Source organism: Exiguobacterium sp. RIT452, from assembly GCF_003598705.1.
GTDB classification, from domain to species: Bacteria; Bacillota; Bacilli; order Exiguobacteriales; family Exiguobacteriaceae; genus Exiguobacterium_A; species Exiguobacterium_A undae.
Genome location: NZ_QXJB01000001.1, coordinates 107,447 through 132,721 on the forward strand (window position 1 = coordinate 107,447; position 25,275 = coordinate 132,721).

Here is a 25,275-nt window from a genome sequence, read left to right on the forward strand (position 1 = left end):
TGTATCCAATCTTCCGTTTTCGTTTGGTCATCGCTCAATCAAATTGATTGTGCTATAATCGAACGATAAGAACATAACTGTTTCTTAAACTTAACTATAGAGCTAGACCATTATCTGGAGGTTTTATTCTTGTTTAAACGACTTTATCCAAAACATTTTGTGGCTTCGATTTATGATATCGACTTAGAGATGTTAAAACGAAACGGTGTCAAAGCAATTTTGACGGATCTTGATAATACACTTGTCGCTTGGAATATTGCCGATGCTCCAGACGAATTGGTGTCATGGCTCGATATGGTCAATAATCAATATGGATTTGACGTCATCATCGTCTCGAATAATAACGGCGATCGAGTCAAGAAATTTGCGGATCCGCTTGGCCTGCATTACATTGCACCGGCACGTAAACCGTTACCGATTGGTTTTAAACGGGCACTGACAGAATTCGGGTACCATGCGAAGGAAGTCGTGTTCCTCGGAGACCAGTTGTTTACCGATGTACTCGGGGCAAATTCAGTAGGTATCGAAGTGATTCACGTTCAACCCGTCGTCAAGACAGACGGTGTCGTCACAAAATTTAATCGCTTGATGGAACGCGTGATTTTCCGGCGGATGAAACGTAAAGGGATCTACAAATTGACGCAACGCGTCAAAGAGGATCCGGCAGCGTTGAAACATCCCATCGAGACGCTTCGTCAAGATAAGCAACAATGACCCTGTCATACCGGTAGATGAAAGGATAGGCAGCAGTCGCAACATGTACGGCAAAAGGTCGGAAGTTACGCTCTTGGAGTAGCGAGCAGGGCGCTACGTTGAATAGAGAAGGGAAAGTTCCCGATGCGGCTCAACACACACATGGAAGAAATCAATTGCGCAGGCTGTGGTGTCGCGATCCAAACAGAGGATCCGAAAGCACCCGGTTATGCGCCTAAATCCGCACTTGATCGTGAAATGGTCATCTGCCAACGTTGTTTTAAACTCAAGCATTACAACCAAATTCAAGACGTCGCATTAACGGACGATGATTTTGTCAAAATCTTAGATGGAATCGGTCAAAAAGATGCACTTGTCGTCAAAATCGTTGATATCTTTGATTTTAACGGAAGTTGGTTACCGGGATTACACCGTTTTGTCGGGAAAAATGATGTTTTGCTTGTCGGAAATAAAGCAGATTTATTACCGAAATCACTCAATCCGAACCGTCTGATGAACTGGATGCGTCAAACATCAAAAGAGTTGGGGTTACGCCCGGTCGATGTGCATCTGATCAGTGCGAAAAAAGGGCACGGAGTCGATGAACTTGCAGAAAAGATTGATTACTACCGTAAAGGACGCGACGTGTATGTCGTCGGCTGTACGAATGTCGGGAAATCGACATTGATCAATCAGGTCATCAAGCGTTTCGGAGAAGAAGAGGAAGCTGTCATCACAGTCAGTCACTTCCCGGGAACAACGCTTGATTTGATCGATATCCCGCTTGACGACAACTGTAACCTGTACGACACACCGGGAATCATCAATCATCATCAAATGGCACACTACGTGGATGCACGGGATTTGAAGCTGATTACACCGAAAAAAGAAATCAAGCCGCAAGTTTTCCAAATCCATCCGCAACAAACGTTGTTCTTCGGTGGTCTGGCACGTCTTGACTACATGGAAGGCAACAAACGATCGTTCGTCATCTACATGTCGAATGATTTGAAAGTACACCGGACGAAGCTTGATAAGGCAGATGATCTGTACGCGAACCATAACGGAGAGCTGTTGTCGCCTCCGAATGAGAAAACGCTTGAGATGCTTCCGCCACTCGTTCGACACGAGTTCAGTCTGCGCGATAACATGAAGACAGATATCGTCTTCAGCGGACTGGGCTGGGTCGCTGTTCACGGAAAAGGCGGACGAGTTGCTGCCTACGCACCAAAAGGTGTGGCCGTCTCGTTACGTGAGGCGCTCGTCTGATGCATTTTGCTGTCATCGGTCATCCGATTGCCCATTCACTTTCACCCATGTTGCACGAAACATGGCTGAAAGCGGCTGGGCTTTTCGGCTGTTATACCATGGTAGATGTTGAAACAGAAGAGTTAGAGTCGCTCGTCCTGCAATTACGAACCCGTCAATTGGACGGGATTAACGTGACGATTCCGTATAAATCAGCCATCATTCCGTTTCTCGATCGTCTCGAGCCGGCAGCCGCCCGTGCAGGAGCCGTCAATACCGTCTATTGGGACGGGGATGATCTTGTCGGGGCGAATACGGATGGAACCGGATTTGCCCGCGCGCTCGCATCACGGATCAGTGCGGAACGCACTCTGGTGATTGGTGCCGGCGGCGCAGCACGGGGCATCATTCCGATGCTGCCAGGTCACGTCACAATTATGAATCGAACGAATCAAACGGCTGAGCGTGTCGCAGACGAATTCGGACAACATGCCGTTGCGTGGTCACGGACAATCGATTTGACGCCGTATGACGTCATCATCAATACGACTTCGGTCGGGATGGCTCCGAAGATCGACGAAACACCCATTGATCTGACAGCGACGACGGCCTTGATTTGTGATATTATTTATCGACCGACTCCGACCCGTCTGTTGCGTGAAGCTACCGCAAGCGGACTTGATACATTAGATGGTGTCTTGATGTTTGTATTACAAGCGGCTGAAGCGTTTGAACGTTTCACCGGTCATAAACCTGACATCGCTCTCGGCGAACAGGTGATTAGAAAGCAATTGGAGGAATTATAATATGTTAACAGGTAAACAAAAACGTTATTTACGCGCGACGGCTCACGATTTAAGCCCGATTTTCCAAGTCGGAAAAAATGGTGTAGGGGAAGCGATGTGTGCGGACTTGATGGACGCGCTCGAAAAACGTGAACTCTTGAAAGTTCAAGTGTTACAAAACTGTGCCGATGCACCAAAAGATGTCGCGGCTGAACTCGTTGACGGAACGAACGCAGAACTGGTTCAAGTCATCGGGAAAGTCATCGTTCTCTACAAGGAATCGAAAGAGAATAAGACACTTCAATTACCACGATGAAGATTGGGTTGATGGGTGGAACGTTTGATCCGCCGCATATCGGTCATCTGTTGATTGCCGAACAAGCGAAAGAACAACTCCAGTTGGATGCGGTCTGGTTTTTACCGGCTAAGCTTCCACCCCATAAACAATCGACGGGAACAAGCGCCGACAAGCGGCTTCAGCTTGTTGAAGCGGCGATCCAGTGTAATGAAGCCTTCTCCGTCTCGGATATCGAGTTTGAACGGGAAACGAAATCGTACACGTATGATACGATTCGTGAACTGAAAGGCCGGTATCCCGAACATGACTTCTTTTTTCTGATTGGTGCGGATTCGCTCGTGAGTCTAGGGACGTGGTATCGGGCGGACGACTTGTATCAAGAAGTCCGGTTCGGTGCCGTCGCACGACCGGGGAGCCGCTATCTGATTCCGGAGGGAGCGCAAGTCACGGCAGTCGATATGCCGTTGCTTGAAGTCTCTTCGACGGATATCCGTCAACGCGTGGCGAGAGGCCGCAGTATCCGTTATCTCGTACCGGAACCGGTCCGACATTTAATCGAGGAGTGGAAACTCTATGCGACTTGAAGAAGCGAAACGAATCATTGAGGAAACATTACCTACGAAACGTTACATCCATACGCTCGGAGTCGTCGAGACAGCTGTTCAATTGGCCCGGCGATACGGGGTACAAGAAGACAAGGTTGCCTTGGCAGCGATGCTGCATGACTATGCCAAATATCGGAATGTATCCGAGATGCAGACGATTGCAGTGGAACTTGGTTTGAATCATTTGCTTGAGTATGAGGACGAATTGTTGCACGCGCCTGTTGGGGCTGAACTCGTCAAGCGGGAGCTTGGCGTCGAGGACGTCGAGATTTACCAAGCGATCGCGAACCATACGACCGGTGCACCCGGCATGCCTCTGCTCGATCAAATCATTTTTGTGGCGGATGCGATTGAACCGAATCGCCAGTATCCCGGTGTGGATCAGCTTCGACAGATTGCGCAAGAAGATCTCACACAAGCCGTCATCGCGACACTTGGACAGACGATCACATTTTTATGTAAAAAACAAACAGTGATTTTTCCGCTGACGATCGAGACATACAATGCGTTCATCACGGAAAAACGAAAGGGGACCGTCCTATGACAGTCGAACAAGAATTAAAATTAATCGTAAATGCAATTGATGATAAACGTGCCGAGGACATTGTCGTACTCGACATGTCGAAGATTTCACCAATCGCAGATTACTTCGTCATTTGCGAAGGAAACTCGGAGAAACAAGTTCAGGCCATCGCGCGTGAAGTGAAAGAAGTCGCCCATAAAAACGAATTGCCGATCAAACGATTAGAAGGAATGGATGCGGCACGTTGGGTCCTCGCTGACCTTGAGAATGTCGTCGTCCACGTCTTCCACCGCGATGACCGTGACTACTACAACCTTGAGAAATTATGGGCAGACGCACCTAAAGTAGAAGTCGAGATCGACTAATGGCGTACGAACAGTTTGCGTATGTCTATGACGAACTGATGCAGGATGTCCCTTACCCCGAGTGGGTCGCTTGGGTGCTCGAACAGGTGGAGCCCGGTAAAAAGATTGCGGATATCGGTTGCGGCACAGGAACAGCAACCTTGTTGCTTGCCGACCACTACAATGTCACCGGCGTCGATTTGTCGGAAGAAATGCTTGAAATCGCCCAAGAAAAGGCGATGGAAACAGACCGTCACGTTTCGTTTTGGGTACAGGACATGCGGGAACTCGAATTACCGGAACCTGTTGATGCAATCACGATTTTGTGTGATTCATTAAATTACTTGCAAACCGAAGCCGACGTCAAGCAGACGTTTGACAGTGCGGCCCGTCTTCTGACAGACGGCGGGAAGTTGTTGTTCGACGTACATTCGCCGTACAAGATGGAAACGTTGTTTAACGGCAAGACGTACGCCACTCATGCGGAACAGAGTTCGTATATTTGGTTCGCGGATCCTGGTGAAGCACCGTTATCGGTCGTTCACGAATTAACCTTCTTTATCGAAGATGAGGACGGACGGTACGATCGGGTCGACGAGACTCACTATCAACGGACGTATCCACCGGAACAATACATCACGTGGTTACGTGAAGCCGGTTTCCGGGTGCGCTCGGTGACAGGTGACTTTACGACAGATGCTCCGACGGAAACAGCGGAACGGATCTTTTTTGTCGCCGAAAAATTATAAGCCGTTTGGAAACCATCGACCGCTCTCCGGTCGATGGTTTTTTTTGTCTTAAACGAGAGTACTGTCGCGAAACGTCTGATAAACGGAAAAGGAACAGCGGGACAGCCGAGAACCGAAGCAGGAAACGAGAAGTTTGGGCAGAGGTGACAGAAGTGGAGAACTTGATACAGTCGGGTGGACGGGAGGAATATTGATGACGATTCCACGCTTACAGCAATTCGCCACTTTGGCCGTTGTACTCTTGCTCCTGGTTGTACTGTTTGTTCCGTTGCCTTCCTGTTCGAATGAGGCACTAGTTGAAAAACCAGCCATCGTCAAACAAGAGCAGGAAGCACAGGCGGAAGATCCGTCCACCAGCAACCTACTCCGTGCAAAAAAAATCATGGTCGACATCAAAGGAGCGGTCAAACGTCCGGGTCCCTACAGTTTTCGGTTGGGAGACCGCGTCCAGGATGCCGTCAAGCGGGCGCAAGTGACTCCGGCAGCGGATGTAAACCAACTCAATCTCGCAGCACGTTTAATTGATGGGCAAGAAGTGGTCGTTCCGACAAAAAAACAGGACCGTGTTAAAAAGAAATCCGCGGGTCCGGTCGATCAGGCGGAGATTCCAAAAGGACTGCTCGATTTGAATGCCGCAACGGAAGAACAATTGTTGGAAGTGCCGGGCATTGGTCCCGCCAAAGCGAGTGCGATCATCCAGTACCGGGAAGAAAAAGGTGGATTTGCGACGTACGATCATTTAGGAGACGTCAAAGGGTTTGGACCAAAGACGCTTGAAAATCTAAAAGCATACTTAATCGTCTACTGATGCCCTTATTTCCCTTGTTTTTTATGATCCTGTTGGTGGCATTAAAAGAATCACTTTGGTTTGTTGCTGCAGTGTGCATGATGTTTGTCCTGAAGTCGTGGTCGAAGTCGATCCAATCGTTGCTGTTAATCAGTGGATTAAGTATGATTTTTGCGGTCCGCCTGATTGCTCCGCCGCCAGTAACGGATATCCATGTCATCGATATCATCGATGCGAAGCAGAATGGGGATCGTATTCGTTATCTGGCTGAAGTACAAGAGCAGCAAATCATCGTGGCGACGACGTTGGATGAAGACACAACGCTTGATTATGAACGAATCGGACAACGGTGTGAGGTGACCTTACACGAGTTGCCGGTCTTACCGCAATTGAACGACGGCGGTTTTGATGAGGCACGGTGGATGCGGACGGAACGATTAAGCGGAAAGTACGAAGTAGAGCGTTTCGGGAAATGTTCAGACACACCGGGGTTCGATGGAAATGGACGCCGGGTGCGCCAGGAATGGATGGCACGTATCGAACAGTTGCCGGTTAAGCAAGCTCTCTATATCGAAGCACTGGTCTTGGGTGAAGACCGTCTGATGGATCAAACGACGATGGAACGTTTTAAACGGTTTGGATTACTTCATGCGATTGTGATTTCGGGCTCTCACATCGCATTTTTAATCTGGACGATGTTATGGGTGCTTAAAAAAATCCGGTTGACCCGAGAACGAAGATTCGAGTTGGTCTTATTCCTGTTACCGCTGTACGGGTGGTTGACCGAATGGAGCGCACCGGTGATGCGGGCTGTTGGTGTGGCAATGATTTTATTATGTTGCCATCGATTTAATCGCCGACCGGACCCTGTGGCGGTCGTAGCGACGGTAGGAGCTTTCCAATTGGCGTTCTCCTATACAAGTTTGTATGATGTCGGGTTTCAGCTGACGGTCGGATTGACGGTCTTTTTATTATTGTCCCGCAGAATGTGGGACGGGATCAAACGTCCGTGGAACTGGTTGCTGATTAGTGTGTGGGCTCAAATCATGACAAGTCTTGTGCTACAACTAACGGAACAAACCGAACTTTCAATCTGGTCACCGGTCTTGAACATCCTTTTAGGCGGTTGGATCGAATGGGTCATCCTGCCGTTGTCTTTCCTTGCGAGTATGACGGTACTGATTCCGACGGCACCGACAATTCTTCAGTTCCACGGTCAAGCGGTTGCCTTACTGGACCACTCCTTGGCGCTTGCTGAACGTTTACCGTTGCCTTCCTCAGCCCTGCATGTGTTTTCATTTCCTGTCTGGCTGGCAGTGGCGGCAGGGGTGATAGCCGGGTGGTGGGTGGCTGAACGAAAATGGTTCGGGCACCTGATTCCGCTTGTTTGTCTGCTGACAGCCAGTACTGTCCTGGATCATCGGACGGAAGAGCGGATCACTTTTGTGGACGTCGGTCAGGGAGACAGTACCGTTATTGAAAAGGATGGAGAAACATTTGTCATCGATACAGGAGGGGTGTTCTCGCTCTCGAAACGACCGCCGTTGCGTCCGTTTGATCCCGGAAGCCAGATTGTTGCACCATTTCTGTCCACACGGGCTGAAACACGAATTGACGGGCTGATTCTGACGCATGCCGATCACGATCATATTGGAGGGCTTGCCGGATTGTTGCGTAAAGTAAAAGTCGATACGATTTATCTTGGGCAATATGATAATCAAGACGAAAAACGCCAGGAACTGATCAAGCAGATTGAAAGGACGGGGACACGGATTCAATTCGTCCGAACCGGACAACGCATTCGCCCGTGGTTGAATGTAATTGCTCCTTCAGGAACGGAGGAAGAAGAAAATGACCGTTCCATCGTCCTGCTGGCTGAAGTCGCTGAACACCGTATTTTATTGACGGGGGACGCAAGCATCCAGCAGGAGGAGAAGTGGCACGTCGGGAAGGTGGATATTCTAAAAGCCGGACATCATGGTTCCAAGACCTCGACAGGAGAAAAAATGCTGAAACAAGCAGATCCGGAGACCGTCATCATATCAGCCGGGCGAAACAACCGGTATGGTCATCCGCATGCGGAAGTTTTGGAGCGGACGAGGGGACGGACCGTCATCCGGACGGATCAGGCGGGAATGATAACTTGTTCTGCAATGGGTTGTGAACCTATGCTAAAATAAAAAACAGCAACCCCCCAAGGTTGCTGTTTTAGTGATTAAAGACTTAAGAATTTGATTACGACGCCAATGATGAACAAGACTGCGAAAAAACCGAACGATGCGCCAAAACCGACGGCAGAGTCAAGCGCGTCATTACGTTTGGATTGAATATCGTTTTCAAACGCATTTTCACTTGGTGGGCGTACTGAATGTGCCATGCTGCATTCCCCCTAAAAATAGATTCCGCTTCTAGTATAGCGGAATAAAAGAGGATTATCTATGATGAAGTTAAGAACAAACTGTGAAATGTGGTGGGGAAGATGAAAACACCTTGGCTTGTCAACGGAAAACTGGCGAACCTTTATTTATTATATGGAACAGAACGTCACCTTTTGGAAGAATGGGAACGTGAAATCGTCAAAGCTGCCTTACCGGACGGTGAGCGGTTCGACTATATGAAAATTGACTTAAACGATCAACCGCTTGATGCGGTACTCGATGAGGCGGAGACCGTTCCTTTTTTAAGTGACTATCGTGTCGTCATAGCAAAACCTGCGACGTTTTTAACCGGAGCAAAAGATAAAAAAACCCATAATGTCGATCGTCTGGCAGAGTACATCGTCCAACCGGCGGATTATGCGATTGTTGTCTTGATTGTGGAGGCGGAAAAACTGGATGAACGAAAAACCATCGTCAAACGTCTAAAGGATCGTGCTGTGATTCTCGAAGCCAAGAAACCGACAACAGAAGAGCTGTTTCGTTTTGTAATGGATGCGGTGAACGACAAGGGTTACCGGATGGATCGTCCAGCCATTGAGCGATTGATCTTTTTGACCGGGGAAATGTGGGCGACGCTGACACATGAACTGGATAAATTGATGCTCTATGCAGGGGATCGACCGGCAATTGAGCTGGAGGATGTGGATTTACTTGTCCCGCGGACGCTGGAAGATAACGTGTTCCAGCTGACCGATTACCTGATGAAACGTCAACTTGAACCGGCGATTCGTCTGATTCGTGATTTGGAAAAACAAGGTCAAGAAGTTTTGGCACTGCTCGGTCTGATGGCACGCCAGTATCGGATGATGCTGTTATCGAAACGCCTCGCCGAACAAGGGTATGGGGAGCGGCAAATCGCTTCGAAAGTCGGTGCCCATCCGTATGCGATCAAACTGGCGTTGCAAGCGGGAAAACGTTTTACGTTCGCACAGCTCGAACAAGCCTTGATCGCCATTACGACAACGGACGAAGGGATGAAAACCGGACGCGGCGATAAACGGATTTTATTTGATTCGCTTGTCGTACGATTGGCCACTTTGTGAGGAGGTTGTAACATGGAGATTCAACTCATTCAAGCATCAGAAGTGATTCCACTGCGGCATGAAGTGTTACGGCCGCATCAACCGATTGAAACCTGTACGTATCCGGATGATCATGCGGAAAAAACGTTCCACCTGGGTGGCATCAAAAACGGGCGGATTGTTGCGGTCGGTACATTTTCAAACCGATCGCATGAAACCGATCCTGAATTGACGTATCAACTGCGTGGGATGGCGACGAGCCCTGACGTCCGGGGTGAAGGATACGGCAAGGCACTGCTTGAAGAAGCACGTAAAGTGTTGGCGGCGAGACAAGCTGGTGGCTGGTGGTGTAATGCCCGCCTCGTGGCGGTGCCTTTTTACGAACGGTCCGGACTGACGATTGCCAGTGAATCGTTTGAGATTGAGGGGATTGGTCCGCATCATGTGATGGTCGACCGCTTCGCAAGGAAAGAATAATGGATGGAATTCATTCATCTTCTAAAAAAACAGCACAACAATAGAGAGGCGGACGTAACAGTCCACCTCTCTATTATTGTGTTAAGTCTATTTTTTGAGTCGGTTTCTGTTTAGGAATAAAAAAATCACCACTGGAGCAAGCTCCAAGTGGCGATCGATCACTGTATCCTTCAAAGAAGAATTAAAGTGCGTTTACGAGTCGAGCGAGACGTGATTTGTCACGACCAGCTTTGTTGCTGTGGATAAGACCTTTAGCAGCAGCTTTGTCGATTTTCTTAGATGCTGTGTTGAAAGCTACGAGCGCTTGCTCTTTGTTGCCTTCAGTAGCGAAAGTTTCGACTGCTTTGATTGCTGAACGCATAGACGATTTACGTTGTACGTTAGCGACGCGGCGTTTTTCAGCTGTTTTAACACGCTTGATTGCTGATTTAATGTTAGCCATGGATGATTCACCTCCAAGAAAACTCATTCGAGATTTATATTCGCATATCTGCATTTATCGTTCAACAGAACAAACACAATTGTAGCAAACGTTTTTCTTAAAAGCAATAACAGCTCTAGGGTTTCTTTCGATTTTTGTTTTTCAGGAAAACAAAACGAGATGGTGCACCTCGTGTAATTTTTGGTATAATGAAGCGTATGTACGTTTGACTATAAGGTAAGGTGACTATAAACATGAATAATGCAGATCGTTTAAAGCGGCAAAAAAGTATTCGTAATTTCTCCATCATCGCGCATATCGACCATGGGAAATCGACACTTGCAGACCGCATTTTAGAAAAAACAGGTGCGTTGACATCGCGTGAGATGAAAGATCAGACGCTGGATGCGATGGATTTAGAGCGCGAACGTGGGATTACCATTAAATTAAATGCCGTTCAGTTGAAATACACGGCAAAAGATGGTGAGGAATATATCCTCCATCTGATTGATACACCGGGACACGTCGACTTCACATATGAAGTATCACGTTCACTCGCAGCATGTGAGGGCGCTGTACTCGTCGTGGATGCCGCACAGGGAATCGAAGCCCAGACACTTGCCAACGTGTATTTGGCGCTCGATAACGATTTAGAAATCTTACCGATCATCAATAAAATTGATTTGCCGTCGGCGGACGTGGAACGTGTTCGTCAAGAAATCGAAGATGTAATCGGACTCGATGCTTCAGAAGCCGTTCCGACGTCTGCGAAAGCAGGTATCGGGATTGAGGAAATTCTGGAACAAATCGTCGCAAAAGTTCCGGCACCGACCGGGGATCCGGAAGCACCACTCGAAGCATTGATTTTTGATTCGTATTACGATGCCTACCGTGGTGTCGTCGCTTCGATCCGTGTCGTTAACGGAACGGTTAAAGTCGGCGACAAGATTCGGATGATGTCGACCGGGAAAGACTTTGAAGTCTTGGAACTCGCCGTGTCGACACCGAAACCACTCCGTCAGAAAGAATTGACAGTCGGCGATGTTGGAACGTTGTCTGCTTCCATTAAAACCGTCGGCGATGTCCGCGTCGGGGATACGATTACCTTGGCGAAACAACCGGCTCAAGAAGCTCTACCGGGATACCGGAAGATGAATCCGATGGTGTACTGTGGTCTCTATCCGATTGATGCCGCACGTTACAACGATTTACGTGAAGCACTTGAACGTCTGCAGTTAAGTGACGCGGCACTCGAATTCGAGCCGGAAACGTCACAAGCACTCGGATTCGGTTTCCGTTGTGGTTTCCTTGGCATGCTTCACATGGAAATCATTCAGGAACGAATCGAACGTGAGTTCAACATTGATATGATTACGACAGCTCCATCGGTTATCTATCATGTGACGACGACGGCCGGAGAAGTGCTCCACGTCGACAACCCGTCGAAGATGCCGGAACAGCAAAAAGTCGAGTTCATTGAAGAGCCTTACGTCAAAGCGGCGGTCATGACACCGAATGATTACGTCGGTGCCATCATGGAACTCTGTCAAAAGAAACGTGGGACATTCGTCGATATGGAGTACATCGATACGACACGTGTCAAAATCACGTATGAACTTCCATTGTCGGAAATCGTCTATGATTTCTTCGATCAGCTGAAGTCTAGTACAAAGGGATATGCATCGCTTGATTACGAGTTGATTGGTTATCAGCAGTCACGTCTCGTCAAGATGGATATTCTCTTGAATAACGAAAACGTCGATGCACTGAGCTTTATCGTTCACCGTGATTTTGCGTATGAACGCGGGAAAGTCATCGTTGATAAATTGAAAGAACTGATTCCGCGGATGCAGTTTGAAGTACCGATTCAAGCCGCCGTCGGAACAAAAATCGTTGCCCGCTCGACAATCAAGGCGTTGCGGAAAAACGTTCTCGCCAAGTGTTACGGGGGAGATATCTCGCGTAAGCGTAAATTGCTCGAAAAGCAAAAAGAAGGTAAGAAACGGATGAAGATGGTAGGCTCGGTAGAGGTACCGCAAGAAGCCTTCATGTCGGTTCTGTCGATGGATGAAGATTGAGAGAAGAAACAAAGGGGGCGTTTTGGCGCACCCTTTTTCTGTTTAAGTAAAGAAAGGATGAGGCGAAATGACTCCACGCGCCGCGTATGTCCACATTCCGTTTTGTGAACATATTTGTTACTATTGCGACTTTAATAAAGTCTTTTTAAAAAATCAGCCGGTCGCTGAATATCTGGATGCGTTAGAACGAGAAATCGAACTGACGTTACAACAGTATCAGACGGATCGACTCGAAACGATTTTTATCGGGGGAGGTACACCGACCGCCTTAAACGAAGATCAAATGCAACGCTTGATGGACATCATTAAAAAACATCTTTTACCGCTGACGGATGACACCTTGGAATATACGGTCGAATCCAATCCGGACGGCGTCTCGCCGGAAAAACTCGATATCATGAAAGCGGGCGGCGTCAACCGGGTCAGTTTTGGTGTTCAATCGTTTGACGACGGATTACTCGAACGGATCGGTCGGACGCATCGGGAAGCTAAAGTGGCCGAGACATTGGAGCATGCTGCGAAACGATTTGATAACATCTCGGTGGATCTGATGTTCGGATTACCGAATCAAACGCTCGAACAAGTCCGGTATGATGTCGAACGGGCCTTGCGTTTACCGATTACGCATATTTCGTCATACTCTTTGATTCTTGAGCCGCATACGGTTTTTGCGATTCAAGAACGAAAAGGGAAGTTGCCGTTGCCGACGCAGGATCTAGAGGCGGATATGTACCGTTTAATGATTGAAACGATTGAAGCCGGTGGATTGCATCAATATGAAATTTCGAACTTTTCTTTACCGGGTCGGGAAAGCCGGCATAACCGGGTCTACTGGGAAAATGACGAATATTACGGATTTGGTGCCGGGTCACACAGTTATATCAACAAGACGCGTCGGGCGAACATCGCACCGATTCCGCACTACATCAAAGCGGAGGGGTTACCGGTCCGCAATGAGACGTTATTGACGGAAGTGGAACGGATGGAAGAAGAGATGTTTCTCGGATTACGGATGAAAGAAGGGGTGTCTGAACAGCACTTCGAAGCGAAATACGGGTACTCGCTTGACCAAGTCTTTGGACAGACGATTGCGAAATTGTTGCCGCGCGGACTGGTCGAGCGGACAGCGACGCATATCCGTCTGACAGATGCCGGTGTACCACTCGCCAATGAAGTGTTTGCCGAGTTTATCGGTGAAGCAGAGATTGAAGAGCAGAAAACAGATCAAGTTTAAAAAATAAAACGGCGTCCATACAAAAGTATGCGGACGCCGTTTTATTTTTTGGGTTTTCGTAAAAAGTAGGCGGTTGTTCCGATGATGGCGATGAATACCCAGACGAACACACCGGCCATTGCAAACAGTTCCAGCATGGACCTCATCCTTTTCTTGTTTGTTTCACTGTATCGCAGAATGGGAAAGTCTTCAAAGGGTTCAGCAAATTGGTTGACATCATTTCCATGATTCCTTATAGTAAAGATGTAATTAGCACTCGTTAAAAGTGAGTGCTAACAAAATAAGGTGGTGAAGAAGGTGCTGACGGATCGCCAATTGTTGATTTTACGTGCAATCGTCGATGATTATATCAAAACCGCTCAACCCGTCGGCTCACGGACGCTCTCAAAACGGAGTGACGTGACGTTCAGTTCCGCGACCATTCGAAATGAGATGGCGGACCTCGAAGAAATGGGATTGATTGAAAAGCCGCATACATCTGCCGGCCGAATTCCATCCGAGCTTGGATATCGATTTTATGTCGATCATCTGATTCGTCCGGAAAGCATCTCACCGCAAGAGGCAAAGGCGTTAAAATCGTTATTTGCCCATTCCGTGAATGAAAATGATCGGTTGATCCGACATACAGCGGACTTGTTGAGCGAATTGACACATTATACGACGCTTGTATTAGGTCCAAAAGAAGAAGGGCAACGCCTCCATCATTTAGAACTGATTCCCTTAGCGGAAGGCCGTGTCGTCATCGTTTTGGTGACGGAGACAGGGCATGTCGAACATAAGACACTTCAGCTCGCGGAAGCCCTCTCACGTGAGGCGGCAAGTCGCTTGATGGAACGATTGAACCAGACGTTACGCGGAACGCCGCTGAGCATGTTGCGTGGACGTCTGCTCGAAGAAATCAGACGGTTCCGTTCCGAGCATTCGGAACAGACGACCTTGCTGTCAAAAGCACTTGATATCGTCTTGACGGATCAGGATGAAGGACGTCCCTTGATTTATCTCGGGGGGAAAGCCAACATGTTTGATCAGCCGGAATTTCAGGATGTCGCGAAATTGCGTCCGGTTCTTGAATTGATTGAACAGCAGGAAGCCTTGTTTGATTTTTTAAGTCCGAATCTCGATAATCAAATCTTGATTACGATTGGTAGCGAGAACAATGTCGATGCCCTGAAGGACTGTAGCGTGATCCGGGCGCATTATTCCGTAGATGGAATCTCACTCGGGACATTGGCGCTGATTGGTCCAAAACGGATGGATTACAATCGAGGCATCAACTCGATCATTCATCTTTTACAAGCATTCCAAACTGAGTTGCGTAAAAACAACTTAGATTGAATATAGAAAGGGGCTCGATTCAGAGTGGAAGAAAAAAAGCAGAATCAAAACCTCAATAATGAAGAAACTACCGAGCAACAAACAGAAGCAGTTGAAGTGACGGAAGAAGAAGTCGTACAGGCGGATCTCGTCGAAGAAGCACCGACACCGGATTTCGAAGCGCAACTGGCGGAAGCAAAAGCATCAGAATTACGCCTCCGTGCGGATTTCGACAACTTCAAACGTCGGAACCGGATTGAAGCCGAAAGCCGTGCGAAGTACTCGTCTCAGACCATCGTCGAAAAGTTACTCCCGTTAGTGGATAACCTCGATCGTGCGTTGCAGATCGAATCGGACAACGAAGAAACGAAGTCTGTTTTAGCGGGTGTCGAGATGGTAAAACGTCAATTGGTGGAAACACTCCAAAATGAAGGTGTCGTTGAGATTCCAGCTGTTGGAGAAGCCTTTGATCCGAACCTGCATCAGGCAGTCGTTCAGGAGCCGAGTGAAAAGCACGAATCAGGCGTTGTGACAGCTGAATTCCAAAAAGGGTACAAATTACACGATCGTGTCATCCGCCCGAGTATGGTCAAAGTCGCAGAATAAGATGTCCTTGAAACTACAATAACTATTCGAAGGTGAGGAATTTATCATGGCAAAAATCATTGGTATTGACTTAGGAACTACAAACTCATGTGTCGCAGTAATGGAAGGCGGAGAGCCGGTCGTTATCGCAAACGCAGAAGGAAACCGGACGACACCATCTGTCGTTGCTTTCAAAAACGGCGAGCGTCAAGTCGGGGAAGTCGCAAAACGTCAAGCCATCACAAACCCGAACACAATCATGTCGATCAAACGTCACATGGGTACAGACTATAAAGTTGAAGTCGAAGGCAAAGACTACACACCACAAGAAGTATCTGCCATCATTCTTCAAAAACTCAAAGCACAAGCAGAAGATTACCTCGGTGAAAAAGTAACGGAAGCGGTCATCACGGTTCCTGCTTACTTCAACGATGCTGAGCGCCAAGCGACAAAAGACGCAGGAACAATCGCTGGTCTTGACGTCAAACGGATCATCAACGAGCCGACAGCAGCAGCACTTGCATACGGTCTTGAAAAAGGTGAAGACCACACGATTCTCATCTATGACCTAGGTGGCGGTACATTCGACGTTTCGATCCTTGAACTTGGAGACGGTGTCTTCGAAGTTGTGTCAACTGCCGGTGACAGCCGTCTTGGTGGCGATGACTTTGACCAAAAAATCATCGATCATCTAGTCGCAGAATTCAAAAAAGACAACGGCATTGATCTTGCACAAGATAAAATGGCGCTTCAACGTCTAAAAGATGCTGCTGAAAAAGCGAAGAAAGATCTTTCTGGTGTCTCTTCGACACAAATCAGCCTTCCGTTCATCACGGCCGGCGCAGCAGGTCCGCTTCACCTTGAAATGACATTGTCACGTGCGAAGTTCGACGATCTGACAGCTGATCTCGTAGAACGGACGATGGCTCCAACACGTCGTGCCCTCAGCGATGCTGGCATGACACCGGACAAAATCGACAAAATCATCCTCGTCGGTGGATCAACTCGTATTCCTGCTGTTCAAAAAGCAGTTCAAGACTTCACAGGCAAAGAATCATTCAAAGGGGTTAACCCGGATGAAGTGGTTGCCCTCGGAGCAGCTGTTCAAGGTGGCGTATTAACAGGGGACGTTAAAGATGTTGTCCTTCTCGACGTCACACCACTCTCACTCGGAATCGAAACAATGGGTAGCGTGATGACGAAACTGATCGACCGTAACACGACGATCCCGACTTCGAAATCACAAGTCTTCTCAACAGCAGCTGACAATCAGCCGGCAGTAGACATCCATGTTCTTCAAGGAGAACGTCCGATGGCGTCAGACAACAAAACGCTTGGTCGTTTCCAATTGACAGACATTCCGCCAGCACAACGTGGTGTGCCGCAAATCGAAGTTAAATTCGACATCGATGCAAACGGAATCGTTAACGTATCAGCGAAAGATCTTGGTACGAACAAAGAACAATCGATCACAATCCAATCATCAAGCGGCTTGACTGAAGCAGACATCGACCAAATGGTCAAAGATGCTGAAGCAAACGCAGATGCAGACAACAAACGCAAAGAAGAAGTGGAACTTCGCAACGAAGCGGATCAACTCGTCTTCGCAACAGATAAAGCGGTCAAAGACCTCGGTGAGCAAATTGACGCAGCAGATAAAGAAAAAGCAGAAGCAGCGAAAGAAAAAGTCACGACTGCACTTGCAGGAACAGACATCGAAGCGATTCGTGCTGCGAAAGACGAATTATCGACAGTCGTTCAAGAGTTGACACAAAAAGTCTACGAAAACATGGCTCAACAACAAGCTGGCGCTGAAGGCGCACAAGCAGGCGGACAAGACGACAACGTCATGGACGCTGAATTCGAAGAAGTCGACGACAAAGACAACAAATAAGTAACCGACCGATTTTTCGGGCGCTAGAGAGAGCCAAAGCGTAATCCGCGCTTTGGCTCTTTCCATGTCGCATGAAGTTCGGTAAAATCAAACAGTATGAATTGAATCGGAACCAAAGAGAGGGAGAATGCACGTGGAAAAACGCGATTATTATGAAGTGTTGGGCGTCGCGCGCGATGCCTCAGCAGCAGAAATCAAACGAGCTTACCGAAAACTTGCCCGGACATACCATCCGGACGTTAACAAGGAAGCTGATGCCGACCAAAAATTCAAAGAGCTGTCTGAAGCGTATGAAGTATTGTCAGACGACAATCAACGGGCCCGCTACGACCAGTTCGGTCACCAAGATCCATCACAAGGTGGCGGCGGCTTCGGCGGAGCGGAAGGGTTCGGCGACATCTTTGACATGTTCTTCGGCGGCGGACGCCGTCAAGATCCGAATGCTCCACGCAAAGGACAGGATTTGCAATATGTCGAAGAAATCGACTTCATGGAAGCGTTCGCGGGTGTCGAGAAAGTCATCACGATTCCGGTCGAAGAAGACTGCGGAACATGTCACGGTTCAGGTGCCAAACCGGGAACACATCCGGAAACATGTAAACGTTGTGGTGGATCAGGACACATCAACGTCGAGCAAAACACGATGTTTGGTCGTGTCGTCAATCAAACGACATGTTCAACGTGTCATGGACGCGGGCAAATCGTCAAAGAACCATGTGAAACATGTCGTGGTGCCGGACGTGTCCGTAAAAACAAAGATGTCCGTGTCAAGATTCCAGCCGGGATCGACAACGGGCAACAGATCCGCTTGGCCGGTAAAGGGGAAGCGGGTGTCAATGGTGGACCGTTCGGAGATCTGTATGTCGTCGTTCGTGTACGGGAACATGAATTGTTTGAACGGGTCGACGATCATATCGTCATGGACATGCCGTTGACATTCACACAAGCGACGCTTGGAGACGAAATCGAAGTACCGACTGTTCACGGAAAGGTCAGTTTGAAAATTCCAGCCGGCACACAAACAGGTTCACGTTTCCGTCTGCGCGGCAAAGGGATGCCAAACGTCCGTTCAGGTCATCACGGGGATCAATACGTCAACGTCGTCATCATCACACCAAAAAACCTGACGGACCGCCAAAAGGAATTACTCCGTGAGTTTAACGAAATCAGTGACGAAAAAGGTGTCGAGGAACAACACGAAGGCGTATTCAGCCGGATCAAAACATTCTTTACAGGGTGATTCACTAAAGGAGCGTGACAGGAAATGAAATGGTCAGAAGTCTGTGTCCATACGACACAAGAAGCAATCGAAGCAGTCTCGAACATCTTACATGAGGCGGGAGCGAGTGGTGTCGTCATCGAGGACGTAGAGGATTTCGAGATGATGTCGCATCGTGAAGACAACTTCGGTGAAATTTGGGATGAGAAGAAGCGCGATGAATATCCGGACAGCGGTGTTCTCGTCAAAGCGTATCTTGCGGAAAGCAGTGATTTGACGGATACGATCAAAGGAATCGAGCGCGATATTCAGATGCTGACGAAATTCGGTCTGACGATTGGTGCAGGAACTGTCACGCTGACACAAGTGGACGAAGAAGACTGGGCCCATTCGTGGAAACAGTTTTATAAACCCGTTAAAATCAGCCGTCATCTGACGGTCGTTCCAATGTGGGAAGACTACACACCGCAACCGGATGAAAAGATCATCGAACTCGATCCCGGGATGGCATTTGGAACAGGAACACATCCGACGACAGTCCTTTGTATTCAGGCGATTGAAAATTACCTGAAAGACAACGACCGTGTCGTCGATGTCGGAACGGGTTCAGGTGTTCTGGCGATTGCAGCAGCCAAACTCGGGGCAAAGGATGTCTTTGCACTTGATTTGGATGAAGTGGCGGTTCGTTCGGCAACGGATAACGTGGCACTAAATCAAGTCAGTCAGCAAGTGACGGTCCGTCAAGGCGATTTGATGAAGGAATTGAAAGAACCGGTCGAGTTGATTGTCGCCAATATCCTGGCGGAAGTCATCTTACTGTTCGTGAACGATGCGTATAAGTTGACGCTTCCGGGCGGACACTTCATTGCATCGGGCATCATTGGTCAGAAAAAAGACATGGTGCGTGACGCAATGATCGATGCCGGGTTCACAATCGTTGAGACGACGAAGCTCGAGGACTGGGTCGCGATTATCGCGAAACGCGAGGCTTAAGCCGATGCAACGATATTTCATAGATCCGACCGCACGTGTAGGAAATACCTTCACGCTCTCAAAAGACGACGCCCATCATATGAAAAACGTCATGCGGATGGATGTCGGCGATGAGATTTTGGTGTTAGACGGAACGGGACTGTTCCGTTGCCGAATCGACCAACTCGAAAAGCAAACGGCCGTCGCGGAAATGATTGAAGAATTACCGATCGAAACGGAACTCCCGATCCAGGTGACGATTGCGTACGCGTTACCGAAAGGGGATAAGGTCGAACTGGTTGCTCAAAAAGCGACGGAGCTTGGCGTCAGTCAGCTGCTTGTTTTTGAATCGGCCCGCTCGGTCTCGAAATGGGATGCCAAAAAAATCCCGAAAAAGCTTGAACGGCTCCAGAAAATCATCAAAGAAGCAGCCGAACAATCGTACCGGGCGCACTTGCCGACGGTTGACTATGTGACGTATGATGAAGTCCTACAAGACGCGGTCAACTATACGGCATGTCTGATCGCCTATGAAGAAGCGGCGAAAGACGGGGAAGCGGCAGCTTTCGCTTCTACGCTGTCACGGTTGCAAGCCGGTGATTCCTTATTGGTCGTAATCGGTCCGGAAGGTGGACTCACGGAAACGGAAGTATCGCGTTTAACCGATGTGGGCTTCGTGCCGGCATCACTCGGACGACGGATTTTACGGACGGAAACGGCACCACTTTATGTCCTGTCCGCCGTATCGTATCATTTTGAATTGAAAGGGTGAGTGAAATGGCAACTGTTGCCTTTCAAACGCTTGGTTGTAAAGTCAATCATTACGAGACAGAAGCCGTCTGGCAACTGTTCAAGGATGCGGGATATGGACGTGTTGACTTTGCAGATCATGCCGACGTTTATGTCGTCAATACATGTACAGTAACAAATACGGGCGACAAAAAGAGCCGCCAAGTCATCCGACGGGCAATCCGTCAAAATCCAGACAGTGTCATCTGTGTCACCGGTTGTTATGCCCAGACATCTCCTGCTGAAATCATGGCGATTCCGGGAGTCGATGTCGTCGTCGGGACACAGGACCGCCACAAGATGATCGGTTACATCGAACAGTTCCGCGAAGAACGGATGCCGATCAACGCCGTCGGGAACATCATGAAGGCAAAAGTGTATGAAGAACTCGACGTCCCGGCCTTTACGGACCGGACGCGGGCTTCCCTGAAGATTCAAGAAGGCTGCAACAACTTCTGTACGTTTTGTATCATTCCGTGGGCACGTGGTCTGATGCGTTCCCGTCAACCGGAAGATGTCTTGAAGCAAGCACAACAATTAGTGGATGCAGGTTATAAGGAAATCGTTCTGACCGGTATTCACACGGGCGGTTACGGGGAAGACCTCAAAGACTACAACTTAGCGAAATTGTTAAAAGCGCTCGAGTCCGTGACAGGTCTCGAACGGCTTCGGATTTCTTCGATTGAAGCAAGCCAAATCACAGATGAAGTACTGGACGTCTTAAAAGATTCGCCGATCGTCGTCCGACATCTTCATGTTCCGATTCAATCGGCATCGGATACGGTCTTGCGCCGGATGCGCCGGAAGTATACGATGGCGGAGTTCGGTGAACGGATCACGCGCTTAAAAGAAGTCTTACCGGATTGTGCGATCACGTCTGACGTCATCGTCGGTTTCCCGGGGGAGACGGAAGAAGAGTTTATGGAGACGTTTAACTTCATCAACGATCATAAGTTCAGTGAACTGCATGTCTTCCCGTATTCGAAACGGACCGGTACACCGGCTGCGATGATGGATGATCAAGTCGATGAGAACATCAAAGAACAACGTGTCGCCCGGTTGATTGCTTTGTCGGATCAACTGGCGAAAGAATATGCATCGAAATACGAGGGAGAACTGCTTGAAATCATTCCGGAAGAATTTTCGGAAGAAGCAGGCGGTCGTCTTGTCGGTTATACCGATAATTACTTACGTGTCGCGATCGAAGGGGACGAATCATTGATTGGTCAACTCGTTCGTGTCAAAATTACCAAAGCCGGTTATCCAATGAACGACGGACAATTTGTCCGTGTCATGGAGACATTAAAAGAACAAGCGATCTGAAATGAGTTCGTCTTCCGGTAACCGGAAGACGAACTTTATTTTTGGTGTGATAAATTATTTTGTTTTCAGGTAACGGATACGCTACACTGAGTAAAGATTACACAAGAGAAAGAGGACACAAACTTATGCGAATTAATAAATTCATCAGTGAAACAGGATATTGTTCCCGGCGGGCAGCCGATAAATTAATCGATGCCGGACGTGTGACGATTAACGGAAATGTAGCCGAACTCGGCTCGCAGGTAGAAAAAACAGATGCCGTCGAGATCGATGGACAACCGTTACAAGCGAAGCCGGAACTTGAGTATTTGATCTTAAACAAACCGGTCGGAATCACGTGTACGACAGAGCGTGACATCGAAGGGAACATCATTGATTTCGTCAATCATCCGAAACGGATTTTCCCGATTGGACGACTTGATAAAGATTCGGACGGACTGATCATCCTGACGAACGACGGGGATATCGTCAACCGGATTTTACGTGCGGAAAACAACCACGATAAAGAGTACATCGTAACGGTTGACGCACCGATCACGGAAACGTTTATCGAAGGGATGGCGAGCGGCGTCGACATTCTTGGAACGACGACGAAGGAATGTGTCGTTGAACAGCTCGAGTCGCGGACGTTCCGAATCGTTTTGACACAAGGGTTGAACCGGCAAATTCGCCGGATGTGCAAAGAGTTTGGTTACCGGGTCAAACGCCTGCAACGTGTCCGGATTATGAACGTCGAACTCGGTGATTTACCGATTGGGGAATGGCGCGACTTGACGGAGACGGAAATGAAAACGTTGTTCCAGATTCTCGATCAACAATAAGCTCAAAAAGTCGCCATGATGATGGCGGCTTTACTTGTATACATATAAGGAAAAGGGGGTTCATCGTGGATAAACGGGGAATGAGTGCGACGTTCGTCGCCTATGTGATCGGCGGATTGCTGCCGATCTATAAACTGTTTGCGGATGAGGTACCAGCGTGGACAGTCGTCTCAATCCGAATCATCAGTGCCTTTATCTTTGTCACGTTGTTACTGCGACTGACAGGGAAGTTCAAGCACGTCAAGCAACTCTGGCGAAGTAAACGTCAACGCAATACCGTTTTAGGGGCAGGACTTGTCCTTGGGGGAAACTGGACCTTGTACCTGTACGCGATTGGCGAAGGATACATCGTCGAATCCTCGCTCGGCTATTACATCAATCCACTCGTCAGTGTCTTATTCGGCTTGTTGTTTTTTGGTGAACGTCTGAACCGGGCACAGCTTCTTGCGATGGCGAGCGCCATCACTGGTGTCCTAATTTTAACGTTTGGCTATGGAAAGTTTCCGCTTATCGCGTTTTCACTTGCCATCTCGTTTGCTTTTTATGGTGTCCTCAAAAAAAAGGCGGCGGCCGAGCCGTTATCCGGTCTGTTTCTTGAGACGCTTGTCACGTTGCCGTTTGCCGTGTTGACACTTGGGATTACAGGAGCGAACCCGATTGCTCTTCCGACAGAAGCCTTGTTTGCCATCGTCATGCTTGGCGTAGCGACTGCGGTGCAATTGATGTTGTTCGGATACGGAATGCCGAAAATTCCGTTTGTCTATGTCGGGATTTTACAATATATCGCTCCGACCCTGACCTTGATTCTCGGTGTCTTTTTATTCAATGACATCTTTACACCGATTCACTTCATCGCGTTCTTGTTCATTTGGTTGGCTGTTGCTGTCTTTACCATCAGCGGGATATCGAGCGGTCGGATGAAGATGAAAAAAGTATCGTGATTCAGAAAAGAGGAAACTAACAATGAATAAATCGGGTTTGTTTGCGACATTAGCCGCTTACGTCATTTGGGGCTTGTTGCCGATTTACTGGAAGTTGCTCGCCAGTGTCTCGAGCGAAGAAATTTTAGCGCACCGGATTGTCTGGTCGTTCATTTTTTTACTGCTGTTATTATATGTTCAAAAGGCGTTGCCAAAGTTTACCGGAGCCTTGAAAAATCCGTTCACCCGACGACTTTTTTTCCTGAACGGGCTGATCATTAGCATGAACTGGTTCATCTACATCTGGGCGGTCAATCATAACTTCATCGTCGAGGCCTCGCTCGGCTATTACATTAATCCGATCGTCAGCATCATTTTCGGGGTGTTCTTTTTCCGGGAAAAACTGTCGCGGATCGAATGGCTTGCGATTCTGCTTGCAACGATCGGTGTCTTGATCCTCACGATCGGCTATGGGAAATTTCCTTGGATTTCCTTGGCACTAGCCTTCAGTTTCGGCTTTTATGGCGTCGTCAAAAAACAACGTCCTTTAGAATCAACGGTCAGTCTGACGATTGAGACACTCGCGCCATTACCAATCGCAATCCTGTTCTTAGGCTACATGGGTGTCAGCGGACAAGAAACGTTTACGTCGTCCGGTTTCGTGACGACCGGACTTGTATTGACCGGTGTGATCACGGCCGTTCCGTTGTTATTGTTCGGATTTGGCGCTCAACGGATTCCGTTTACGGTCGTCGGTTTTCTACAGTTCGTCGCCCCGACGTTGTCGCTTGCCATCGGTGTCCTCCTGTACGGCGAACCCTTTACGGGAACTCACTTGATTGCGTTTACATTTATTTGGTCGGCTGCATTCGTCTTTACACTAAACGGTTTGTTGATTCGAAAAAAACAGCTGAGGAAAGTAGCGTAAAAAGATAGAAGTCTGACCTCTTGCGTGATAGAATGGAAACAGAGTATAAGGGATACCCTTAAGGAGGAACTAATCATGAATTTAGCAGCAATGATCGACCACACGGCTTTAAAAGCAGAAACGTCACGTGCCCAAATCGAAACACTTTGTAAAGAAGCACTCGAATACAAATTTGCAAGCGTTTGTGTCAACCCGACAAACGTTGCACTCGCAGCAGAACTCTTAAAATCAGACGATGCCGTCAAAGTCTGTACGGTGATCGGCTTCCCACTCGGTGCGAACACGCCAGAAGTGAAAGCATTTGAAACACAAGATGCCATCAAAAACGGTGCAACAGAAATCGATATGGTCTTAAACATCGGTGCGTTAAAAGACGGCGATCTTTCACTCGTTGAACGCGACATCCGTGCGGTTGTCGAAGCGGCAAACGGCACACTTGTCAAAGTCATCTTTGAGAACTGCCTCTTAACAAAAGAAGAAATCAAAACAGCTGCTGAATTATCAGTCAAAGCAGGCGCAGATTTCGTTAAGACGTCAACTGGTTTCTCAACAGGCGGCGCAACAGTAGAAGACATTCGTCTCATGCGTGAGACAGTCGGACCTGACATCGGTGTGAAAGCATCAGGTGGTGTCCGTGACTTCGAAGGAGCAAAAGCAATGATCGATGCCGGCGCAACACGCATCGGTGCTTCTGCCGGAATCGCGATCGTCACAGGCGGTTCTTCGGACAGCGATTACTAATTTAATCGGATTCACCCATCAGCGTGTCCTTTTTGCAACTTCTGTTGCGAGAAGGACACGTTTTTTT

General features: G+C 48.3%; 27 protein-coding genes. 25 read left to right on the top strand and 2 right to left on the bottom strand.

All coding sequences use genetic code 11. The features are described 5' to 3' along the window. Positions 1-129: 129 nt before the first annotated feature. The 10 genes from D3D03_RS00560 to D3D03_RS00605 all read left to right on the top strand — a co-directional run bounded on the left by D3D03_RS00560 (position 130) and on the right by D3D03_RS00605 (position 8,212). On the top strand, positions 130-714 hold the full coding sequence (locus D3D03_RS00560) for a YqeG family HAD IIIA-type phosphatase (protein WP_026833688.1): 585 nt from the start codon (positions 130-132) through the stop codon (positions 712-714). 141 nt (positions 715-855) lie between these two features. Continuing rightward, the gene (yqeH, locus tag D3D03_RS00565; protein ID WP_026829033.1) at positions 856-1,962 is read left to right on the top strand and encodes a ribosome biogenesis GTPase YqeH; all 1,107 of its coding nucleotides are present in this window, start codon (positions 856-858) and stop codon (positions 1,960-1,962) included. Then, positions 1,962-2,747 (top strand): shikimate dehydrogenase, encoded by a 786-nt coding sequence (gene aroE / locus D3D03_RS00570; RefSeq protein ID WP_026833687.1) that lies wholly within the window; start codon positions 1,962-1,964, stop codon positions 2,745-2,747. Before yqeH ends, aroE begins: the two co-directional genes overlap by 1 nt. A 1-nt stretch (position 2,748) precedes the next feature. Beyond that, positions 2,749-3,042 (top strand): ribosome assembly RNA-binding protein YhbY, encoded by a 294-nt coding sequence (gene yhbY, locus D3D03_RS00575; RefSeq protein WP_012369671.1) that lies wholly within the window; start codon positions 2,749-2,751, stop codon positions 3,040-3,042. Beyond that, a complete protein-coding gene (locus D3D03_RS00580) occupies positions 3,039-3,608 on the top strand; it encodes a nicotinate-nucleotide adenylyltransferase (protein WP_026833686.1) in 570 nt (189 codons plus the stop codon). Before yhbY ends, D3D03_RS00580 begins: the two co-directional genes overlap by 4 nt. Continuing rightward, on the top strand, positions 3,598-4,173 hold the full coding sequence (yqeK, locus tag D3D03_RS00585; protein ID WP_119922454.1) for a bis(5'-nucleosyl)-tetraphosphatase (symmetrical) YqeK: 576 nt from the start codon (positions 3,598-3,600) through the stop codon (positions 4,171-4,173). Before D3D03_RS00580 ends, yqeK begins: the two co-directional genes overlap by 11 nt. Further along, positions 4,170-4,517 carry a ribosome silencing factor gene (rsfS, locus tag D3D03_RS00590; RefSeq protein WP_014969755.1) on the top strand — a complete coding sequence of 116 codons (348 nt, stop codon included), beginning with the start codon at positions 4,170-4,172 and terminating at the stop codon, positions 4,515-4,517. The genes yqeK and rsfS overlap by 4 nt, the downstream gene beginning before the upstream one ends. Further along, positions 4,517-5,245 (top strand): class I SAM-dependent DNA methyltransferase, encoded by a 729-nt coding sequence (locus D3D03_RS00595; protein WP_026833684.1) that lies wholly within the window; start codon positions 4,517-4,519, stop codon positions 5,243-5,245. The genes rsfS and D3D03_RS00595 overlap by 1 nt, the downstream gene beginning before the upstream one ends. A gap of 193 nt (positions 5,246-5,438) precedes the next feature. Continuing rightward, positions 5,439-6,053, top strand: coding sequence for a helix-hairpin-helix domain-containing protein (locus D3D03_RS00600; RefSeq protein ID WP_119922455.1), 615 nt, complete (start codon positions 5,439-5,441; stop codon positions 6,051-6,053). Positions 6,054-6,088: 35 nt separating this feature from the next. Further along, complete coding sequence (locus D3D03_RS00605; RefSeq protein ID WP_233550607.1) at positions 6,089-8,212, top strand: DNA internalization-related competence protein ComEC/Rec2; 2,124 nt, start codon at positions 6,089-6,091, stop codon at positions 8,210-8,212. Between the two features lie 35 nt (positions 8,213-8,247). Here the strand turns inward: D3D03_RS00605 and D3D03_RS00610 are convergent, their stop codons facing one another. Then, positions 8,248-8,409: a YqzM family protein gene (locus D3D03_RS00610; protein ID WP_012369678.1), complete on the bottom strand. Its 162-nt coding sequence runs from the start codon at positions 8,407-8,409 to the stop codon at positions 8,248-8,250. Positions 8,410-8,511: 102 nt separating this feature from the next. Here D3D03_RS00610 and holA point away from each other — a divergent pair, with 102 nt between their 5' ends. Together holA and D3D03_RS00620 are read left to right on the top strand one after the other, a co-directional pair. Then, positions 8,512-9,513: a DNA polymerase III subunit delta gene (gene holA / locus D3D03_RS00615; RefSeq protein WP_026833681.1), complete on the top strand. Its 1,002-nt coding sequence runs from the start codon at positions 8,512-8,514 to the stop codon at positions 9,511-9,513. A 12-nt stretch (positions 9,514-9,525) separates the two neighbouring features. Next, positions 9,526-9,969, top strand: coding sequence for a GNAT family N-acetyltransferase (locus D3D03_RS00620; RefSeq protein ID WP_119922457.1), 444 nt, complete (start codon positions 9,526-9,528; stop codon positions 9,967-9,969). 181 nt (positions 9,970-10,150) lie between these two features. Here D3D03_RS00620 and rpsT read toward each other — a convergent pair whose 3' ends face one another. Then, entirely contained in the window at positions 10,151-10,411 is a 261-nt protein-coding gene (gene rpsT, locus D3D03_RS00625) for a 30S ribosomal protein S20 (protein ID WP_012369681.1), read from the bottom strand. A 233-nt stretch (positions 10,412-10,644) separates the two neighbouring features. Between rpsT and lepA the strand changes: the two genes are divergently transcribed. The 13 genes from lepA (at position 10,645) to deoC (ending at position 25,208) form a co-directional block, all read left to right on the top strand. Then, positions 10,645-12,468, top strand: a complete 1,824-nt coding sequence (lepA, locus tag D3D03_RS00630) for a translation elongation factor 4 (protein WP_026833678.1) — start codon at positions 10,645-10,647, stop codon at positions 12,466-12,468. A gap of 67 nt (positions 12,469-12,535) precedes the next feature. Continuing rightward, on the top strand, positions 12,536-13,702 hold the full coding sequence (hemW, locus tag D3D03_RS00635) for a radical SAM family heme chaperone HemW (RefSeq protein ID WP_119922458.1): 1,167 nt from the start codon (positions 12,536-12,538) through the stop codon (positions 13,700-13,702). A 297-nt stretch (positions 13,703-13,999) separates the two neighbouring features. Beyond that, positions 14,000-15,037: a heat-inducible transcriptional repressor HrcA gene (gene hrcA / locus D3D03_RS00640; protein WP_026833676.1), complete on the top strand. Its 1,038-nt coding sequence runs from the start codon at positions 14,000-14,002 to the stop codon at positions 15,035-15,037. Between the two features lie 24 nt (positions 15,038-15,061). Next, complete coding sequence (gene grpE / locus D3D03_RS00645; RefSeq protein WP_119922459.1) at positions 15,062-15,622, top strand: nucleotide exchange factor GrpE; 561 nt, start codon at positions 15,062-15,064, stop codon at positions 15,620-15,622. A gap of 46 nt (positions 15,623-15,668) precedes the next feature. Next, positions 15,669-17,495 carry a molecular chaperone DnaK gene (dnaK, locus tag D3D03_RS00650; protein WP_026833674.1) on the top strand — a complete coding sequence of 609 codons (1,827 nt, stop codon included), beginning with the start codon at positions 15,669-15,671 and terminating at the stop codon, positions 17,493-17,495. Between the two features lie 133 nt (positions 17,496-17,628). Then, complete coding sequence (gene dnaJ / locus D3D03_RS00655) at positions 17,629-18,735, top strand: molecular chaperone DnaJ (protein WP_026833673.1); 1,107 nt, start codon at positions 17,629-17,631, stop codon at positions 18,733-18,735. A 24-nt stretch (positions 18,736-18,759) separates the two neighbouring features. Beyond that, positions 18,760-19,707: a 50S ribosomal protein L11 methyltransferase gene (gene prmA, locus D3D03_RS00660; RefSeq protein WP_119922460.1), complete on the top strand. Its 948-nt coding sequence runs from the start codon at positions 18,760-18,762 to the stop codon at positions 19,705-19,707. A gap of 4 nt (positions 19,708-19,711) precedes the next feature. After that, complete coding sequence (locus D3D03_RS00665; RefSeq protein WP_119922461.1) at positions 19,712-20,458, top strand: 16S rRNA (uracil(1498)-N(3))-methyltransferase; 747 nt, start codon at positions 19,712-19,714, stop codon at positions 20,456-20,458. Positions 20,459-20,463: 5 nt separating this feature from the next. Beyond that, positions 20,464-21,798: a tRNA (N(6)-L-threonylcarbamoyladenosine(37)-C(2))-methylthiotransferase MtaB gene (gene mtaB / locus D3D03_RS00670; protein WP_119922462.1), complete on the top strand. Its 1,335-nt coding sequence runs from the start codon at positions 20,464-20,466 to the stop codon at positions 21,796-21,798. Between the two features lie 125 nt (positions 21,799-21,923). Then, positions 21,924-22,619, top strand: a complete 696-nt coding sequence (gene rluF, locus D3D03_RS00675; protein WP_119922463.1) for a 23S rRNA pseudouridine(2604) synthase RluF — start codon at positions 21,924-21,926, stop codon at positions 22,617-22,619. A gap of 65 nt (positions 22,620-22,684) precedes the next feature. After that, the gene (gene rarD, locus D3D03_RS00680) at positions 22,685-23,560 is read left to right on the top strand and encodes an EamA family transporter RarD (protein WP_026833668.1); all 876 of its coding nucleotides are present in this window, start codon (positions 22,685-22,687) and stop codon (positions 23,558-23,560) included. A 22-nt stretch (positions 23,561-23,582) separates the two neighbouring features. Then, the gene (gene rarD / locus D3D03_RS00685; RefSeq protein WP_026833667.1) at positions 23,583-24,467 is read left to right on the top strand and encodes an EamA family transporter RarD; all 885 of its coding nucleotides are present in this window, start codon (positions 23,583-23,585) and stop codon (positions 24,465-24,467) included. Between the two features lie 75 nt (positions 24,468-24,542). Further along, the gene (gene deoC, locus D3D03_RS00690; RefSeq protein ID WP_026833666.1) at positions 24,543-25,208 is read left to right on the top strand and encodes a deoxyribose-phosphate aldolase; all 666 of its coding nucleotides are present in this window, start codon (positions 24,543-24,545) and stop codon (positions 25,206-25,208) included. Positions 25,209-25,275 lie beyond the last annotated feature (67 nt).